Source organism: Brucella pseudintermedia (assembly GCF_008932435.1).
Lineage (GTDB): Bacteria > Pseudomonadota > Alphaproteobacteria > Rhizobiales > Rhizobiaceae > Brucella > Brucella pseudintermedia.
This window is the reverse complement of record NZ_WBWE01000018.1, coordinates 1-18592: the sequence shown is the minus strand read 5'-3', so window position 1 is coordinate 18592 and position 18592 is coordinate 1. Positions and strand designations below refer to the sequence as shown.

The window sequence follows — 18592 nt, the reverse complement described above, 5'->3', positions numbered from 1 at the left end:
GGCGGCCTCGGCCGCCCTTTTTATTTCCTTTGCAACTTTCCTCTATGGATATAAGTTCGGGCTAATATGATTTGGGTCTGAAATTCATCCCGTACATTGGAGGAATGAAACAGCCGATTGGCTCGGCTGGTCCGCGCGCATCCGCCCCGAAAATCGAAGCCGGTTTTTGGAAGGCGCTGCGCGTAAATGTATGGGGTTGGATTGTTTTCATACGCCAAAGGCGCATGGTGCCTATCGCCGGAAGCAGCTTCGGGCGTGGGGGAGGAAAGAGTAATTGAGCGATCAGCTTGTGGCTGTCCGCAGCCATGTCTCGCGACGTGGCGTATGGGGCTGGATATTTTTCGACTGGGCGGCACAGCCGTTCTTTACCGTCATTGTAACCTTCATTTTCGGTCCGTATTTCATCTCCCGCATGGCGGATACGCCGGAAGCGGGGCAGGTCGCCTGGGGGTATGGCTTTGCCGCCGCGGGCTTCGTGATCGCCATTCTGTCGCCCGTTCTGGGGGCGATTGCCGACAAGACCGGTTCGCGCAAGCCATGGATCGGCTTCTTTGCGGTCCTGAAGATCGCGGGCCTGCTGGCGCTGTGGTTTGCGGTGCCGGGCGCAAGCCTGTTCTGGGTGCTTCTGGCCTTCAGCATCGCGATGGTCTCGGCGGAATTTTCCATCGTTTTCAACGATTCCATGATGCCGCGGCTGGTCGCCGCCAGGGAGATTGGCAAAGTGTCCAATCTGGCCTGGGGACTCGGCTATCTGGGCGGGGTTCTGGTGCTGATCTTCGTCGTGGTCTTTCTGGCGGCGTCGCCCGAGACCGGCAAGACGCTGATCGGGCTTCCGCCGCTCTTCGGGCTCGATCCGGCCAGCGGCGAGGATGCCCGCATCACCGGGCCTATCGCGGCGCTGTGGTATTTTGTGTTCATCATGCCGATGTTTCTGTTCACGCCGGATCAGGCGCGCGGTGAGCCGCTGCGTCAGGCGGTCCGCAGCGGTCTGGCTGAACTTAGATCGACGCTGGGGGAAGTGCGAAAGCGTCCGGGCATTGCCCGCTTTCTCGCCGCCCGCCTTGTCTATCAGGATGGGCTCAACGCCATTGTCGCTCTCGGGGCCGGTTATGCCGCTTCACTGTTTCACTGGAGCATCAACGAAATCGGCCTCTTCGGCATGATCACCAATGTGTCGGCGATCCTGAGCTGCCTCGTTGCCGCGCGCCTTGACGCAAGGATCGGTTCGAAAGCTATTGTAATGGGATCGCTGGTGCTGCTGCTCGTGGCTTCATTCGGCATCGTTTCCACCAAAGCGGATTCCCTGCTGTTGGGTCTTGTACCGGTTGACCACGCCGAGACGAAAGGACTGTTCTCGACGGTTTCGGAACAGGTGTTTCTGGTCTACGGGCTGATGATCGGCGCCGCGCTCGGCCCCGTGCAGGCATCCGCCCGCTCGTGGTTTGCGCGCAGCATCAAGCCGGAGGAATCGGGCCGCTATTTCGGCATTTATGCGCTGGCGGGACGCGCGACGAGCTTTCTCGGGCCGTTTCTGGTGGCGACCATCACCGCTCTCAGCCAGTCGGCGGCGCTCGGCATGTCGGTGCTGTTGCTGTTTTTTGCCGTTGGGCTCTATCTGGCGGCGATAACGCCCTATCCCGCTGACAAGCCGCTTTCATCCGGCCCGTTGTGACGGGCCGGAACGCGGCCTTTATTCGATCCAGCCCAGCGAACGCTGCACGGCCTTTTCCCACGAGCGGAACAGGCGCGTGCTTTCCTCGGCTGACATGCGCGGGTGCCAGCGATGGCTCACCTGCCAGTTTTCCACGATGTCCTGCGTCGATTTCCAGTAGCCGACGGCAAGTCCCGCCGCATAGGCGGCGCCCAGCGCCGTCGTCTCGATGATTTTCGGGCGCACGACCGGCACGTCCAGAATGTCGGACTGAAATTGCATGAGAAGCTCGTTGACGGTCATGCCGCCATCGGCGCGCAGTTCCGTGATCTCGACGCCGGAATCCTTCACCATCGCATCCAGCACTTCGCGCACCTGATAGGCGCTTGCCTCAAGTGCTGCGCGCGCGATGTGGCCCTTATTGGCGAAGCGGGTGAGGCCAGCGATGATGCCGCGTGCGGAATCCTGCCAGTGCGGCGCATAAAGGCCGGAGAAAGCCGGAACGAAATAGACGTCGCCATTGTCCTCGACAGTGCGCGCCAGCGTTTCGATGTCGCCGCTGTTCTTGATGATGCCGAGATTGTCGCGCAGCCATTGCACCAGAGCGCCGGTGATGGCGATGGACCCTTCCAGCGCATAGACCGGCTTGGCGCCGTCGAGCTTGTAGGCAACCGTGGTCAGTAGCCCAAAATTGGAGGGCACCAGTTTCTCGCCGGTATTCATCAGCATGAAGCAGCCGGTGCCATAGGTGTTCTTGGCTTCGCCCGGTTCCAGACAGGCCTGCCCAAAGAGCGCTGCCTGCTGGTCGCCCAGAATGCCTGCAAGCTTGACGCCGGAAAGCGCGGGCAAGGTGATCTCGCCATAGACCTCGCTTGAAGAGCGGATTGCCGGCAGGCAGGCTGATGGAATATCGAACAGGCGAAGAGTATCCGCGTCCCATTCCAGCGTCGCAAGATCCATAAGCTGGGTGCGGGAGGCATTGGTCACGTCGGTGATGTGAATGCCGCCCTCAGTGCCGCCGGTGAGGTTCCAGACCAGCCATGTGTCGATGGTGCCGAAAAGCGCATCGCCCGCTTCGGCCTTTTCACGCGCTCCCGGAATGTGATCGAGTATCCAGCGCAGCTTGAGGCCGGAAAAATAGGTGGAGATGGGCAGGCCCGTCTTTTCGCGCAGGCGGTCCGCGCCGCCCTCCTTGGTGTAACGGGCGACCAGCTCGTCGGTGCGCGTATCCATCCAGACGATTGCATTATAAAGCGGCGCGCCGGTCTTCCTGTCCCAGAGCAGCGTGGTTTCGCGCTGGTTGGTGATTCCAATGGAAGCTATGTCGCCCGGCTTCAGATTTGCCTTCCTGAGCGCGGCGGCGATGACGTGCTGCGTGTTGCGCCAGATTTCCACCGGATTGTGCTCGACCCAGCCCGCTTTGGGATAAATCTGCTCGTGTTCGCGCTGGTCGCTGGCGACGATATCGCCCTGCCTGTCGAAGATGATGAAACGCGAACTCGTGGTTCCCTGGTCGATGGAACCGATAAACTGCGTCATGGGGCGGGCTCCTCCAAATCTGTTCGAAACGAATGTAAACGAAAGAATATGAAACTCAAAATAGAGCATTTCCAGCAAAAGTGCGAAGCGGTTTTGCGTAGGATAATGCGAAAAAACAAAGAGATAGATCGGTTCCGGGATTCCGCTAGGATCAGAACCGATCTAAACGAAGGCCCCGGAACGGTTGGTTCCGGGGCCTCGATAAATGTGTGGCTCACAAGGATTTAGTGGCGGAAGTGACGCATGCCGGTCATGACCATGGCAATGCCATGTTCGTCGGCAGCGGCGATCACTTCGTCGTCGCGCATGGAGCCGCCGGGCTGGATGACAGCAGTTGCGCCAGCCTGAACTGCGGAGAGCAGACCATCGGCGAACGGGAAGAACGCATCGGAAGCGACCACGCAGCCCTTGGTGAGCGGTTCGGCAAGACCGGCTGCTTCGGCTGCATCTTCGGCCTTGCGGGCTGCGATGCGGGCCGAATCGACCCGGCTCATCTGGCCTGCGCCGATGCCGACCGTTGCGCCGTCCTTCACATAGACGATGGCGTTCGACTTCACATGCTTGCCGACGCGGAAGGCGAATTTGAGGTCGTTGAGTTCGGCTTCGGTCGGCGCGCGCTTGGTGACGACTTTCAGATCAAGGTCATCGACCACGCCATTGTCGCGCGACTGGACCAGCAGGCCACCGGCAACCGTCTTGGCGGCGATGCCCTTGGCGCGCGGGTCCGGCAGACCGCCGGTCACGAGCAGGCGCAGGTTCTTCTTGGCGGCGACGATGGCCTGAGCGCCTTCGGTGGCATCCGGTGCGATGATGACTTCGGTGAAGATTTTCACGATTTCTTCGGCTGCTTCCTCATCGAGCGTCTTATTAAGCGCTACGATGCCGCCAAAGGCTGAAACCGGATCGCAGGCGAGCGCCTTGAGGTAGGCTTCCTTGATGGTGGACGCCTCCGCCACGCCGCATGGATTGGCGTGCTTGATGATGGCGACAGCTGCGGTGCGGGCGGGATCAAACTCGGCCACCAGCTCGAAAGCCGCATCGGTGTCGTTGATGTTGTTGTAGGAAAGCTGCTTGCCCTGAAGCTGGGTCGCGGTGGCGACGCCGGGGCGCTTTTCGCCGGTGAGATAAAAGCCAGCCGTCTGGTGCGGGTTTTCACCGTAGCGCATGACGGAATGCAGCTTGCCTGCGACCGAGCGATAGACCGGCGTTTCTTCGTTGATTGCCTCGGCAAACCAGTTGGAAATGGCCGCATCATAAGCTGCCGTGCGCGAAAAGGCCTTGGCGGCAAGCTTCTTGCGGAAGGCGAGCGGCAGGGAACCGGAATGCTTTTCCAGTTCGGCCACCACGTCGGCATAGTCGGCAGGATCGACAACCGTTGCGACATAGGCGTGGTTCTTGGCGGAAGCGCGGATCATCGCCGGGCCGCCAATGTCGATATTCTCGACGGTCGTGTCGTAGTCGCCGCCCTGGAAGCGGACTTCCTCGAACGGATAGAGATTGATGACGGCGAGATCGATGCCGCCAATGCCGTGTGCTTCCATGGCCGCGACGTGTTCCGGGTCGTTGCGCACGGCGAGCAGGCCGCCATGGACTGCCGGATGCAGCGTCTTGACGCGCCCGTCCATGATTTCCGGGAAGCCGGTGACTTCGGACACGTCCTTCACCGGAATGCCTTCTGCGGCAATCGACTTGGCGGTGCCGCCGGTCGAGAGGATTTCGACGCCTTGCGCATGAAGCGCCTTGGCGAAATCGATCAGGCCGGTCTTGTCGGAAACGGAAAGGAGGGCGCGGCGCACCCGATGAAGATCGGGAGCGGGAATATGCTTGGAGCTGACAGCCATAGGGAGTTGGTCTCTTCGTTGCTGAAACGGATGCGTTCAGGAAAGTGGACGGCTCGCCGTAACACAGGCGCGCCGAGAATCCTACCGCAAAAGACCAATTTGAACTTTATACGTAGCTGCCGAGGGCGACGCGGCTGAACTGCCAGTTCACTTCCGGCAGGTCGGAAGCCGGGAAGGAGAGCACAATCTGTTTCGATGTCACGGGGCCGCGGAAGCCGGCAAAGAAGATCGAATCTTCCAGTTGCGGCGCAACTTCAAAGCAGGAAAAGACCCAGGTGTCGTCGCGATCCGCTGACAGGACGATCAATCCGTTCTCATCGAAGGAAATATCGACCGAGGGATGCAGGTGGAAGCGGACGGCAATATTGTCGCGCCCGTTGGCCTTCAACGGACGGCCATCGCCGCGATAGAAGCGGTCGGCGCCCTGGATGACGCTGCCATTATGCGACAGCACGAGGCGGCGTTCGTGATAGATGCCGAACAGGCGCGCATAGCCGTCATGGCTGGCAACAAATCCCTGCCGCCCCATTTCCTCGATCCGGTCGCGCTGCACGCGAGTCGGGCCTGCAATGATCGGCGTGCCGATCATGTTGGAAAGGCCCGCATTGAGGCTGAAACGGCACGAGGACGTGTCGTTGATGGTGGCGGTGGAATGCGCAGCCGTCGAGCGGCCCAAGGGACGAAATTCCGGCGGGCCGAAACGGTCGATGCCGGAATTGACGATATAGCGCTGGCGCCCGGAGGACATTTCAAAGGCGAGGCAACCCGCATGGGCATCCCGCGATGCGGTCACCGGCGGCGGCAGTCCGGTATCGGCGATGATGGTGGTGGACCCCATCGAAAGCCGTTCATAGCCGGAATAGGGCGCATGGGTGAGCGGCGATCCGGCGGTCTCGTCGTGGCGGAGAACCGAGATGATGCGTTCCGGCATTGTCGGGCCAACGCCGTTGAAAAGCGCGAGGCTGCCATCCTGATGACGGAAGAAGCGCAGTGCCGGCAACATGCGCTCAACGGCTTCGATCAGCGCCTTGGGCGGCGATTCGGTGCCGTTGGCATAGGTCTGGCGGAGCGGCAGAAGATCGGCCAGAAGTTCCAGCACCGTAACGGGATTGCGCGAGATGTGCCCGCCATCGGGCAGGATCTGGCGCTTCAGCTCATATTCCAGATTGCGCCGCGCGGCGCGGGCCGTCGGCGGCGAAACTGGCAAGGCAAGCGCTGCGAAGGCAAGAGCGATGCGGGCGCGCAGGCGTTCCTCGCCGTCATCCATGGCGGCGGCGACGGTGCGCAGGTAACGCACCTGCATGGCGAGTGAGCGCATGAATTTGCGATAGGCGGGGAGTTCGGCGCCCGACAGAATGAGATTGGAATGCTGGAGCCAGGCGATGATGCGCTGGGCGGTGACTTCCGGCGACCAGGCAAGACCGCCGATGCGCTTGCCGAACATGCGCATCCAGTCATCGACGAGCGCGCGCGCATTGGCGGTTGCCAGTTCGCTGTTGGCGCTTTTCAGATGACGCAGCCAGCCGAAACTCTGAAGGGCTGCCTCCCATTCCGGTGTCGGCGGCTCGACGGCAAAAGGCGACAATCCGCCGGTTTCGACAAGACGACCGGCGAGCGCAAAGCGGCCATGATAGAATTCCTGCGCCAGCTGCGGGTCGGCGACGCGCAGGTCTGGCGGGGCGATCAGAATGCGGTCCGGGGTAAAGCCGGTGAAGCGCCAGCGATAAAGCGGCCCCATGCGCAGACGGCGGCTGAACTTGCGCCACGCCTGTGCAACGGCCAGTCCCCAAAGGTGCGGGGTTTCGCTGAGGGCGACTGCCACCCGGTCTTTCTCCGTATCGTTTGTCATTCTGCTGCGGCCAAATCGAACAGCCGGTTTCCTTTGATACAATTGTACTGAAATGGTGAATCGAGCGTTAACCATACCGGACGGAAGCGCGTCCGGTATGCGAAAACACTTATTTAGCGGTTTTATACGCGCTTGAAGCGGGCGGCGAAGAAGCCGTCCATGCCAGCCATTTGCGGATTGCCGTCAAAACGATCCGGCGGCAGGTCTGCAGGCGTAGACCGCAAAAAGCCTTCTGCCGTCACCAGCCCTTCAAGACCGGGACAATCCTGCTCCGTGATCGGGTATGGCTCCAGCAGCGGATTTTCCGCCGCCTTGCGCGCCATTTCCTCGCCTTCGAGCGGATGCAGCGAACAGTTGGAAAAGACGATCACGCCGCCGGGTTTGACCAGCGTGGCCGCGTGCGCCAGAAGCTTGCCCTGAAGTTCGGCAAGCTTGGCAATGTCCTGCGGCGTCTTGGTCCATGGCACGTCCGGGTGACGGCGCACCGTGCCGGTGGACGAGCAGGGCGCATCCAGAAGCACGGCGTCGAACAATTCATCCGGCTGGAAATCCATCAGATTGGTGGCGACGGTCTTCGCCTTGAAACCGAGCCGTTCCAGATTGGCGTTGAGACGCTTCAGGCGGTTTTCGGAAAGGTCGAGCGCGGTCACATCCGCGCCCTGAAGCACGAGCTGCGCCGTCTTGCCGCCGGGGGCGGCACAGAGATCGGCCACCCGTTTGCCCTTGATGTCGCCCATCAGGCGGGCAGGCAGGCTCGCCGCCACATCCTGCACCCACCAGTCGCCTTCGGCAAAGCCGGGCAGGTCGGTGAGATTGCCTTCGACCGTTTGCAGGCGCACCGAACCGTTGGGAAGCGCCACGCCGCCGAGCTTCTCGGCCCATGCCTTCGCATCGCCCTTGACCGTGAAATCGATCGGCGGCTCATAGGCGTGCATGGCGAGAATGGTTGCGGCTTTTTCCGCGCCATAGGCGTCGGCGATGCTTTTGGCGAACCATTCCGGCACATTGGTTTCGGGCTCAAGCGTGTGGGCGAGAGCGCGTTCCTTGTTGCGCGCCAGACGCCGCAGCAGCGCATTGACCAGACCGGCATATTTGCGGTTGCGCGGATCGTTGTTTGCCGCTTCCACCGCCAGATCGACCGCCGAATGGTCGGGAAGGTCGAGATAGAAAATCTGGGCGATGGCGACGTGCAGAAGATGTTTCAGCGCCACAGCATTTTCCGGCAATGGCCGGTCGAGCCGCTTGTTGATGGCGCGTTCGATGCTGCCGCGATTGCGCAGCGCAGAACCCAGAATGGCGCGAACCAGCGCGCGGTCGCGCGGCTCCAGCGCCAGATATTGCGGGTGGCCGTGGGTATTGTCGGTGAGGCCGTCGAGCGAGGTGTTCTTCTCGATCACCGCACCGAGCAGGCGCGCCGCACACAAACGCGCCGCCAGACCGGGGCGCAGGTCTGCGGCGTAGTTGTTCTGCGGCTTTTTGTTTCCACGCTTCGGCGCGGCTTTTTTATCGTTCACACTACTCTTCTTTATTTACGACCACGGTCCCCGATAGCCGGAACCGCCACTGCTATTGCCGCCTGCATTACCCCATGGACCGGTGCTTTGGGAAGGGGCAGCGGCACGCGGCGCCATTCCGGCGGAGCGGATGCCCATTTCGGCAGCCATCTGCTCAAGCGCTGCAATGCGGTTATCGGTATCCGGGTGGGTCGAGAAAAGATTATCCGCGCCGCGCCCGCTCAGCGGATTGATGATGAACATATGCGCGGTTGCCGGGTTGTGTTCGGCTTCCTCGTTCGGGATGGCCTTGGCGCCACGCGCGATCTTGCCCAGCGCCGACGACAGCCATAGCGGATTGCCGCAGATTTCCGCGCCGCGCCTGTCGGCGGCATATTCGCGGGTGCGGCTCACCGCCATCTGCACGATCATGGCGGCAAAGGGCGCGACGATCATGGCGAGAAGCGTGCCGACGACGCCCATGATGCCGTTGCCGTTCTCGCGGTTGCCGCCAAGGAAGAAAGCAAAATTGCCGAGCATGGAGATCGCACCGGCAAGCGTTGCCACGATGGTCATGGTCAGCGTGTCGCGGTTTTGCACATGCGCCAGCTCATGCGCCATCACGCCCGCCACTTCTTCCGGCGAAAGCCGGTTAAGCAGGCCGGTCGTCGCGGCAACGGCGGCGTTTTCCGGGTTGCGGCCCGTGGCGAAGGCGTTCGGCTGGTCTTCGTGGATGATATAGACCTTCGGCATCGGCAGGCCCGCATTGGCGGCAAGGCCGCTCACCATGCGGTAGTAATCAGGCGCGCTGCGCTCGTCCACTTCCTGCGCATTGTACATGCGCAGCACCATCTTGTCGGAGTTCCAGTAGCCGAACAGGTTCATGGCGACGGCGATCACAAGCGCGATCATCATGCCGCCTCCGCCGCCCAGCAAATAGCCGATGCTCATGAACATGACCGTCATGAGGGCGATCAGCATGGCAGTTTTCGTCATATTCATCCGTGGCGGTCTCCAAATCTTGAGCCGCGCGCCCTCGCAAGGGTTTTGCACGGCAAGCCTTTCTGCCTATATGATGGGTATGAACAGGCTTCGCTTCAATAATGGGAGCAGATGCAGCCAACAGGAATGTGACCGATGAGCGAAAAAACCGACGCAACCGAAGCCCCGGAAAATGTGGACAAGCGCACGTTTGAAGACTTGCCGCCCGCGGCCCAGCGCGCCTTGAAGGAAGCCGAAGCGCGCCGCGCCGCCGAAAAGGAAGCGCAAGCACCGCGCGAAATTGGCGGTCGCGGCGGAAAAGATCCGGCCCGTTATGGTGACTGGGAGATCAAGGGACGGTCGATAGACTTCTAAAAAGTTTGGGATGCAGGAACGAAAATCTCAGCAAACTTTTAGCGGCCATCCAACTTCCTGCAACGCCCTCATCCTGAGCCGGTGCGCAGCATCGTGTCGAAGGACGAGGGTTTGCTTCATTCCTGATCCTTCGAGACAGCGTCCTTCGGCAAGCTCAGGACGCTTCCTCAGGATGAGGAGGGCGGTGTGCTTTCAAAGCAGAAAGGCCGGGAAATCCCGGCCTTTCGTTTGTCATTTCTTGTTCTGGCGATTTTCGATCAGGTCGTCCACGACGCCCGGATCGGCCAATGTCGAGGTGTCGCCCAGTGCGCTGAACTCGTCTTCGGCGATCTTGCGCAAGATGCGGCGCATGATCTTGCCCGAGCGGGTCTTCGGCAGGCCCGGCGCGAACTGGATCTTGTCCGGCGTGGCGATTGGGCCGATTTCCTTGCGCACGTGCTGGGTCAGTTCCTTGCGTAAAGCCTCTTCGTCATGGACGGTCTCGCCGGTCATCAGCGTGACATAGCAATAGATGCCCTGTCCCTTGATCGGATGCGGATAGCCCACAACGGCAGCTTCCGAAACCGAGTGATGCGAGACGAGCGCCGATTCGATTTCCGCCGTGCCGAGGCGATGGCCGGAAATGTTGAGCACGTCGTCGACACGGCCCGTGATCCAGTAATAGCCGTCCTCGTCGCGGCGGCAGCCGTCGCCGGTGAAGTACTTGCCCTTATAGGTCGAGAAATAGGCTTCGACGAAGCGCTTGTGGTCGCCGTAAAGCGTGCGCATCTGGCCCGGCCACGAATCGATGATGCAGAGGTTGCCGTCCGCAGCACCCTCGACGACCGCGCCTTCATTGTCCACGAGCTCCGGCTTGATGCCGAAGAACGGCCGTGTTGCCGAACCGGGCTTCAGGTCCGTCGCGCCCGGCAGCGGCGTGATGAGAATGCCGCCGGTTTCCGTCTGCCACCACGTATCGACAATCGGCGAGCGCTGGTCGCCAACCACGTTGTAATACCATTCCCAGGCTTCCGGATTGATCGGCTCGCCGACCGAGCCGAGCAGGCGCAAGGTCGAGCGCGACGACCGGGTGACGAATTCATCGCCCGCACCCATCAGCGCGCGGATGGCCGTCGGTGCTGTGTAGAAAATGTTGACGTGATGCTTGTCGACCACTTCCCAGAAACGCCCCTGATCGGGGAAGTTGGGCACGCCTTCGAACATCAGCGTCGTCGCGCCGTTGGCGAGCGGGCCGTAGATGATATAGGAATGGCCCGTCACCCAGCCCACATCTGCCGTGCACCAGTAAATGTCGCCGTCATGGTAGTCGAAGACATATTGATGCGTCATCGACGCATAGACGAGATAGCCGCCGGTGGTGTGCAGCACGCCCTTCGGCTTGCCGGTGGAACCGGAAGTGTAGAGGATGAAGAGCGGGTCTTCCGCGTTCATCGGTTCCGGATCGCAAGTGGGCTCGACGCTTGCCACTTCCTGATGATACCAGAGATCGCGGCCCGGTCCCCAGCTTACCTTGCCGCCGGTACGGCGCACGGTGAGAACCTTGTTGACCATGACATATTGCTTGGCGGCAATGTCGATGGCGGTATCGGTGTTTTCCTTCAGCGGAACCGGCTTGCCACCGCGCACGCCTTCATCGGCGGTGATGACGAAGGTGGATTCGCAGTCGACGATACGGCCAGCCAGCGCCTCCGGCGAGAAACCGGCGAAGACGACCGAATGCACCGCGCCGATGCGCGCGCAAGCCAGCATCGCATAGGCGGCTTCCGGGATCATCGGCAGGTAGATCGTGACGCGGTCGCCCTTCTTCACGCCGTGCTTCTTCAGCACATTCGCCAGACGGCAGACGTTTTCATAAAGTTCGCGATAAGTGATCTTCTTGTCGATATACGGATTGTCGCCTTCCCAGATGATGGCGACCTCGTTGCCACGGTTCTTCAGGTGGCGGTCGATGCAGTTATAGGAAACATTGGTGACACCGTCCTCATACCATTTGATGGAGACGTCGCCATTGAAATCGGTGTTCTTGACCTTGGTGAAGGGCTTGAACCAGTCGATGCGCCGTCCGTGCTTTGCCCAGAAGCCGTCCGGGTCGCTCACGCTTTCCTGATACCAATCGAGATAGGTTGCGTTGTCGATGAGCGTGTTTCTCTTTGCCTCGGCAAGGACCGGGTAAAGCTTTTCCGACATGATTTCCTCCTTCAGCATTCCGCGAACCGGACAGCCGTGTCCCGCTCGCATAATGCACCCAAAACTGCCCGGCACCTCCCGCCGGATGAGACGGCCTGCCGAGAATGGCAAGACCATCGGGTGCCCTGTCTACCTTCCATCGAGGGCAAGGTAAATTAGACAATCGGCGCGTCCATGATCCACAATGACGCATCGTAGGGAAGGGCGGCTGGCAGCACTCGCTGTCGATTGTTGCTAATATATTGTTTTTACAGTTTAAAAACCATTTTGAGAGATTATCTTCTAATCAGGAGCCTTGCAATATGGCTCTTCACAAAAAGGGGAAATCGCGATGACGACGTCCGCTTTGAATGCGAAATCAGCCTTCGAACTCCAACTTGCCGGCTACGGTCTGACGACGGCGAAGGTCTTCTACCACCTGCCCGATCATCCGCATCTGCTGCAGCTTTTCGTCTGGCAGGATTATGACCTCGCGCCGGATTTTCCGGTGCTCAATCATTTCATCGAGTTCTGGAACAGGGAAATCGACGGGCCGTTGCATTCGGTCAGCTACACGCATTTCCGGCTGCTCGGCCCCTCGGACTGGAGGAACGTGCAGGGCGAGATCGTCCTGCATTAGTATTTAGTTTGGCCATCGCAAGTCAGGGCCAGACGTATAGGGCAACCGACCGGCACGTTTTGGCCGGGATGTCATTCCGGGAAAAGACGGCCTGTCGGCTGTCTCCGCATGGCCTTCATCAAAATTCTTGCAAAAAAGACTTTGCCCGGTTGTTTCAACAACTGCGGAAGTGACAATAATCTCTACCTCTGGTAGTGCCGGATGTGGAGATTATTCCATCTGGCAGGAGATAATATTGAAGCCTTTTCTATTCGCATCCATATGCTCGGCTCTGGTTTTTTTGAGCGCATGTACAACATCGCCCTCATCCCAATTAGCCTCCAGTGCTACGTCTGATGCCTGTGGTGCCTCACAATATCAGAAACTGGTCGGTGGTCCTTCCTCTGCCACGAACAAGTTAAAAATACCCGGAGATTCACGACATTATGGGCGGGAAGAACGCGTTGCTACCGATACGCCGACCCGTTTGAACTTTGTCCATAGTGGAACAGCCTTCGAGTCGGTCACCAATCCGAAATCGACCGTGATACGTGTATTTTGCGGCTGATTTTTTCGCAGTTCACGAACCCCGAAATTGGGGTTCGTGGGGCGAATAGGCTTCTGATACCCTTTGATGTAAATCTCATTCCAACGGCTCAAAGCCACACCGAACCATGAATTCGTCACTACAGCCTAGCTCCGCCCGCCGAAGATTGCCGAGCCGACACGCACCGATGTCGCGCCGAAGCCGATGGCGGTTTCATAATCGCCCGACATGCCCATGGAGAGCTTTTCGACGCCTGCTTCACGCGCTAGCTTTTCCAGAAGCGCGAAATGCGGCCCCGGATTTTCGTCCGCAGGCGGGATGCACATCAGCCCCTCGATGGCGAGGCCATGTTCCTTGCGGCAGCGTTCGACAAAGGCGACTGCTTCCTTCGGCGCAATACCAGCCTTTTGTTCTTCAAGGCCGGTGTTCACCTGCACATAGAGTTTGGGGCTTTTGCCCTGCTTCCTGATTTCATCGGCAAGGGCAGCGGCGATCTTTTCGCGGTCGACGGTTTCGATAACATCGAAAAGGGCGACGGCATCGGCAGCCTTGTTGGATTGCAGCGGGCCGATGAGATGAAGTTCAATGCCGGAATAATCCGCACGCAGTTGCGGCCACTTGCCTTGCGCTTCCTGCACGCGGTTTTCGCCGAAGACGCGCTGGCCTGCATCGAGCGTGGGACGGACGGCATCCGCGTCGAAGGTTTTCGACACCGCGACAAGCGTAACGGAGCCCTCATCGCGCTGTGCTTCCTTTTCAGCTTGGGCGATTGCGGCCTTGACCGTGTTCAGGTTCGCTACGATATCCGACATGAAACTCTCGCTTTCAGGCTTTTCATCCGCAAAAGGTTGACGCTTTCGCCAATACGTGGTGAAGGTCGCCATTAAATATCGACTCTCCTTATTGCATCACCTTCGTACGAGTAAATACGGTCATGGCAGCCGAACGTTATAATCCGCGCGTGGCGGAAGCTCATTGGCAGAAAGTCTGGGAAGAAGACCGGACTTTTGAAACCGACAATGGCGACAGCCGCGAGAAGTACTATGTCCTTGAAATGTTCCCCTATCCGTCGGGGCGCATCCATATGGGTCATGTGCGCAACTATGCGATGGGTGACGTGGTTGCCCGCTACAAGCGCGCCAAGGGGTTCAACGTGCTTCATCCGATGGGATGGGACGCGTTCGGCATGCCTGCGGAAAACGCGGCGATGCAGAACAAGGTTCATCCCAAGGAATGGACCTACCAGAACATCGCGACCATGCGCAGCCAGCTGAAATCGATGGGGCTTTCGCTCGATTGGTCGCGCGAGTTCGCGACTTGCGACGTAGAATATTATCATCGCCAGCAGATGCTGTTCATCGACCTTTTCGAAAAAGGTCTGGTGACGCGCAAGACCTCCAAGGTCAACTGGGACCCGGTCGATAACACCGTGCTTGCCAATGAGCAGGTGGTGGACGGTCGCGGCTGGCGCTCGGGCGCGCTGGTCGAACAGCGCGAACTGACGCAGTGGTTCTTCAAGATCACCGATTTCAGCGAGGAATTGCTGGCCGGTCTCGACACGCTCGACCAGTGGCCGGAAAAGGTTCGCCTGATGCAGCGCAACTGGATCGGCAAGTCGGAAGGCTTGCAGGTTCGCTTCGCGCTGGATGGCGAGACCGCGCCGGAAGGTTTCTCGGAAATCGAAGTCTATACGACCCGCCCCGACACGCTGTTCGGCGCGGCTTTCGTGGCGATTTCCGCCGATCACCCGCTGGCGAAGAAGCTCGCTGAAAACAATGCCTCGCTCACCGGTTTCATTGAGGAATGCCATCAGCAGGGCACGTCGCTGGCAGCGCTTGAAACGGCAGAGAAGAAGGGCTTCGACACTGGCGTGAAGGTCAGGCACCCGTTCGACGAGAACTGGGAGCTGCCGGTCTATGTCGCCAATTTCGTCCTGATGGAATATGGCACGGGCGCGGTGTTCGGTTGCCCGGCGCACGATCAGCGCGACCTGGATTTCGCCAATAAATACAAGCTGAAGGTTACACCTGTCGTTCTGCCGAAGGGCGAGGATGCGGCGACATTCAGCATCGGCGATACGGCCTATACAGATGACGGCGTGATGATCAATTCGCGCTTCCTCAATGGGCTTTCGCCGGAAGCCGCCTTCAACGAAGTGGCAAACCGTCTGGAAAAGACCACTCTCGGCAATCGCCCGCAGGCAAGCCGCAAGGTGCAGTTCCGCCTGCGCGACTGGGGCATTTCGCGCCAGCGCTACTGGGGCTGCCCGATCCCGATGATCCATTGCGAGGCTTGCGGCGTCAATCCGGTGCCGCGCGCCGATCTGCCGGTCAAGCTGCCGGACGATGTCGAGTTCGACCGTCCGGGCAATCCGCTCGACCGTCATGCCACATGGCGTCATGTGAAGTGCCCGAAATGCGGCGGCGATGCGCGGCGCGAGACCGATACGATGGACACGTTCGTCGATTCGTCGTGGTATTATGCGCGCTTCACCGCGCCATGGGAAAACGAGCCGACGGATCGCGCGGTTGCCGACCGCTGGCTGCCGGTCGACCAGTATATCGGCGGCATCGAACACGCGATCCTGCATCTGCTTTATTCGCGTTTCTTCACCCGCGCGATGAAGGTTGCCGGTCATGTCGGCATCGATGAGCCGTTCAAGGGCCTGTTCACGCAGGGCATGGTCGTGCACGAAACCTACAAGGCCAATGGCCAGTGGGTGGCGCCCGCCGATATCCGCATCGAGGAAAGCGATGGCAAGCGCAGCGCGACCCTGCTTTCGACGGGCGAACCGGTGGAAATCGGTTCCATCGAGAAGATGTCGAAGTCGAAGAAAAACGTTGTCGACCCGGATGATATCATCGCTTCCTACGGAGCCGATACGGCGCGCTGGTTCATGCTGTCTGATTCGCCGCCCGAGCGTGACGTGATCTGGACCGAAGCCGGTGCCGAAGGCGCTCATCGTTTCGTGCAGCGCGTCTGGCGTCTGATCTCGGAAGCTGCCGAACAGTTGAAGGACGTTGCGCCGAAGGCGGGAACAGAGGGCGAGGCGCTTGCCGTTTCCAAGGCCGCGCACAAGGCGGTCAAGGCTGTCGGCGACGATATCGAGAAGCTGGCCTTCAATCGCGGCGTTGCCCGTCTTTATGAACTGGTCAACACGGTTGCAGGCCCCTTGCAGCAGGTTGCTTCGGGCAATGCGGACGACGCTTTGAAGGGCGCTGTCCGTGACGCCACGGAAAAGCTCATCCTGATGCTGGCGCCGATGATGCCGCATCTGGCCGAACAGTGCCTGGCGGCGCTGGGCGGCACGATTGACGGTCGTGAAACGCTGGCCGCCCGCAGTGCCTGGCCGGTGTTTGATCCGGCATTGGTAGTGGAAAACGAGATCGTTCTGCCCGTGCAGATCAATGGCAAGAAGCGTGGGGATTTGACAATCGCCCGCGACGCTGATCAAGCTAGCATCCAGCAGGCGGTGCTCGAACTTGACTTCGTCAAGGCTGCGCTCAACGGGGGCTCGCCGAAGAAGGTTATCGTGGTGCCGCAAAGGATCGTCAATGTCGTTGCCTGACCGCTTTTTTTCCGTAATCAAAGCGCTCCGCGTGGTGTTTTTCGCACTTGGGGCTGCGGTTCTGATGGCTGGATGCACCGTGCAGCCGCTTTACTCCTCCGGCGCTGGCGCCGGTGGAACCATAGGCGGCAGCGTGACGCCGGACATGCGCACCAAGCTTGCTTCGGTCGCGATCGATCCGGCTGGCGACGTGTTCGGCCAGCAGGTCCGCAATCGCCTCATCTTCCTGCTCGGCGGCGGCGCCGGCGAGCCGGCCAACCCGACCTATCGGCTTGGCCTTGGCCTGAGAAGCTATACGCTTGCCGCAGTGAGTGTGGATGTTGGCGATACGACCGACCGTACCGGCCGTCCATCGGCCGGTATCGTCAAGGCAACGTCGAATTTCGTGCTGCGTGACAAGGACGGCAAGCCGCTTGCCGCGGGTACTCGCACGGTCGGCGCTTCCTTTGACCGTCCGCGTCAGGAATTTGCGAACCTGCGTGCCGAACGAGATGCGCGCAAGCGCGCTGCGGAAGAACTGGCCGAACAGATCTTCCTCGCTTTAGCGCAAAAGATATCGAAGCTCCAATAGAGCGGTTGCTGTTTTAAAGGTAAGGTTGGAACCGCTCCATCCATTTGTTTTCCCGCATTTGCGAACGCAAAACCGTTTCACGCTTTTGCTGGAAATGCACTAAGTTGGGGTGGCCCGATCTGGCGGAAGGCGGTACTCTCGGTGCCGCCTTTTGTGTTTTAGGGAGCAATGATGCGTCTCGTTTCGTTTTCCGCGAAGGGCTATCGTTCGTTGCGTTCCGTTCGTGTCGATCTCGGGCAGGTAGCGGTTTTTGTGGGCGAGAACGGGGCCGGGAAATCCAACCTCTATCGCGCCCTGCAACTGGTGAAAGCCGCCGCCGAGGGCAACTTCTCAACTGAAATCGTGCGTGAAGGCGGAATGCAGTCGGCCATGTGGGGCGGAAACCGCCGCAAGAGCGAACCGGCGCGCATCATTCTGGAAGCCCATTTCGAGGATGAAAGGCTGGCATCGCGGCTTGTCTACAGTGTCGAGGCGGGGCTGCCGCCGCCGGTCTCCGGCGCCTTTCGCTTCGAGCCGCAAATCAAGGAAGAGGAACTGAGCCTCGATACGGGGCGCCGTCCTGTCGATCTGATGAGTCGGCGCGGCCCGGCTGTCTTCGCCCGCGACGGCGAGGGACGGCGTATGGAGCATCCGTCACGCCTGCTGAGCTCGGAAAGCGCGCTGGCGGTGCTTGGGCAATCCGGTCATTATCCCGAGATCGGCGATCTTGCCGCGCAGATGCGAAGCTGGCGCTTTTACCATGGCTTCAGAAGCGACCGGGATGCGCCGACGCGCCAGCCTGCCATTGCCGCGACCGCCGCCATGCTCAATGAGGATGGCGGTAATCTTGCTGCCGTTTTCGCGACGCTGGTCCATATTCGCCAGGATACGGTCGACCTCGACCGGCTGATAGCCGAGGCTCTGGACGGTGCGGCGCTGGATGTTCCGGAACCCGGCGAAACGGCCAGCTTCGGCCTGAACTTTCCCGCCTTTCCGCAACGAATATTCCGGCCCGGAGAATTGTCCGACGGGCAAATCCGCATACTTGCCCTTGCCGGCGCGCTGCTTTCCTATCGCCTGCCGCCGCTGATCGCCCTCAACGAGCCGGAGGCGAGCCTGCATCCCGATATGCTTCCCTCGCTTGCCCGCATGATCGCCCAGGCATCCGAGCGCAGCCAGATATGGGTGGTGACGCATTCCGCTACCCTTGCAAGCGCCATTGCCGAGCAATGCGGCGCGCGGCCGATCCGGGTGAGCAAGCAGGATGGAGAAACGGTGCTGGAATAAAAAAGCAACGGTGTTAGGTGTCAAGCACCGTTGCGTTTGCGTCCCGGATTCTCGCGTTGAGGATAATGATCATTTTTCGCATGACGGCGACGAGTGCGACTTTGCTCGGCTTTCCCTTTTGCTTGA

Annotated in this window: 13 protein-coding genes and 1 pseudogene; 6 read left to right on the top strand and 8 right to left on the bottom strand. The window is 60.1% G+C overall.

Annotated features, from left to right (window positions below; translation table 11 throughout):
* The first annotated feature begins 274 nt into the window (after positions 1-274).
* Positions 275-1672 carry an MFS transporter gene (locus F9K78_RS19880; protein ID WP_121986180.1) on the top strand — a complete coding sequence of 466 codons (1398 nt, stop codon included), beginning with the start codon at positions 275-277 and terminating at the stop codon, positions 1670-1672.
* A gap of 18 nt (positions 1673-1690) precedes the next feature.
* On the opposite strand, the gene glpK is transcribed toward F9K78_RS19880, so the two are convergent.
* The 5 genes from glpK to htpX form a co-directional block, all read right to left on the bottom strand.
* The gene (gene glpK, locus F9K78_RS19875; protein WP_121986179.1) at positions 1691-3190 is read right to left on the bottom strand and encodes a glycerol kinase GlpK; all 1500 of its coding nucleotides are present in this window, start codon (positions 3188-3190) and stop codon (positions 1691-1693) included.
* Between the two features lie 224 nt (positions 3191-3414).
* A complete protein-coding gene (gene purH / locus F9K78_RS19865) occupies positions 3415-5031 on the bottom strand; it encodes a bifunctional phosphoribosylaminoimidazolecarboxamide formyltransferase/IMP cyclohydrolase (protein WP_121986177.1) in 1617 nt (538 codons plus the stop codon).
* A 106-nt stretch (positions 5032-5137) separates the two neighbouring features.
* Positions 5138-6880, bottom strand: a complete 1743-nt coding sequence (locus F9K78_RS19860; RefSeq protein ID WP_121983402.1) for a heparinase II/III family protein — start codon at positions 6878-6880, stop codon at positions 5138-5140.
* A 122-nt stretch (positions 6881-7002) separates the two neighbouring features.
* The gene (locus F9K78_RS19855; RefSeq protein ID WP_121986176.1) at positions 7003-8394 is read right to left on the bottom strand and encodes an RsmB/NOP family class I SAM-dependent RNA methyltransferase; all 1392 of its coding nucleotides are present in this window, start codon (positions 8392-8394) and stop codon (positions 7003-7005) included.
* Between the two features lie 15 nt (positions 8395-8409).
* Positions 8410-9375, bottom strand: a complete 966-nt coding sequence (htpX, locus tag F9K78_RS19850) for a zinc metalloprotease HtpX (RefSeq protein WP_121986194.1) — start codon at positions 9373-9375, stop codon at positions 8410-8412.
* Positions 9376-9510: 135 nt separating this feature from the next.
* Here htpX and F9K78_RS19840 point away from each other — a divergent pair, with 135 nt between their 5' ends.
* Complete coding sequence (locus F9K78_RS19840) at positions 9511-9729, top strand: DUF1674 domain-containing protein (protein WP_121986175.1); 219 nt, start codon at positions 9511-9513, stop codon at positions 9727-9729.
* A gap of 231 nt (positions 9730-9960) precedes the next feature.
* Here the strand turns inward: F9K78_RS19840 and acs are convergent, their stop codons facing one another.
* Entirely contained in the window at positions 9961-11916 is a 1956-nt protein-coding gene (gene acs / locus F9K78_RS19835; RefSeq protein ID WP_121986193.1) for an acetate--CoA ligase, read from the bottom strand.
* A gap of 331 nt (positions 11917-12247) precedes the next feature.
* On the opposite strand from acs, the gene F9K78_RS19830 reads away from it, so the two are divergent.
* Positions 12248-12535, top strand: coding sequence for an usg protein (locus F9K78_RS19830; RefSeq protein WP_006471250.1), 288 nt, complete (start codon positions 12248-12250; stop codon positions 12533-12535).
* A 672-nt stretch (positions 12536-13207) separates the two neighbouring features.
* On the opposite strand, the gene F9K78_RS19825 is transcribed toward F9K78_RS19830, so the two are convergent.
* On the bottom strand, positions 13208-13873 hold the full coding sequence (locus F9K78_RS19825) for a YggS family pyridoxal phosphate-dependent enzyme (RefSeq protein ID WP_121986192.1): 666 nt from the start codon (positions 13871-13873) through the stop codon (positions 13208-13210).
* 122 nt (positions 13874-13995) lie between these two features.
* Here F9K78_RS19825 and leuS point away from each other — a divergent pair, with 122 nt between their 5' ends.
* The 3 genes from leuS (at position 13996) to F9K78_RS19810 (ending at position 18466) form a co-directional block, all read left to right on the top strand.
* The gene (gene leuS / locus F9K78_RS19820) at positions 13996-16629 is read left to right on the top strand and encodes a leucine--tRNA ligase (protein WP_121986174.1); all 2634 of its coding nucleotides are present in this window, start codon (positions 13996-13998) and stop codon (positions 16627-16629) included.
* Entirely contained in the window at positions 16616-17200 is a 585-nt protein-coding gene (lptE, locus tag F9K78_RS19815) for an LPS assembly lipoprotein LptE (protein ID WP_121986173.1), read from the top strand. Before leuS ends, lptE begins: the two co-directional genes overlap by 14 nt.
* A gap of 171 nt (positions 17201-17371) precedes the next feature.
* Complete coding sequence (locus F9K78_RS19810; protein WP_121986172.1) at positions 17372-18466, top strand: AAA family ATPase; 1095 nt, start codon at positions 17372-17374, stop codon at positions 18464-18466.
* Positions 18467-18479: 13 nt separating this feature from the next.
* Here the strand turns inward: F9K78_RS19810 and F9K78_RS19805 are convergent.
* Positions 18480-18592 (bottom strand): annotated as a pseudogene (locus F9K78_RS19805) (IS110 family transposase); the annotation flags it as partial.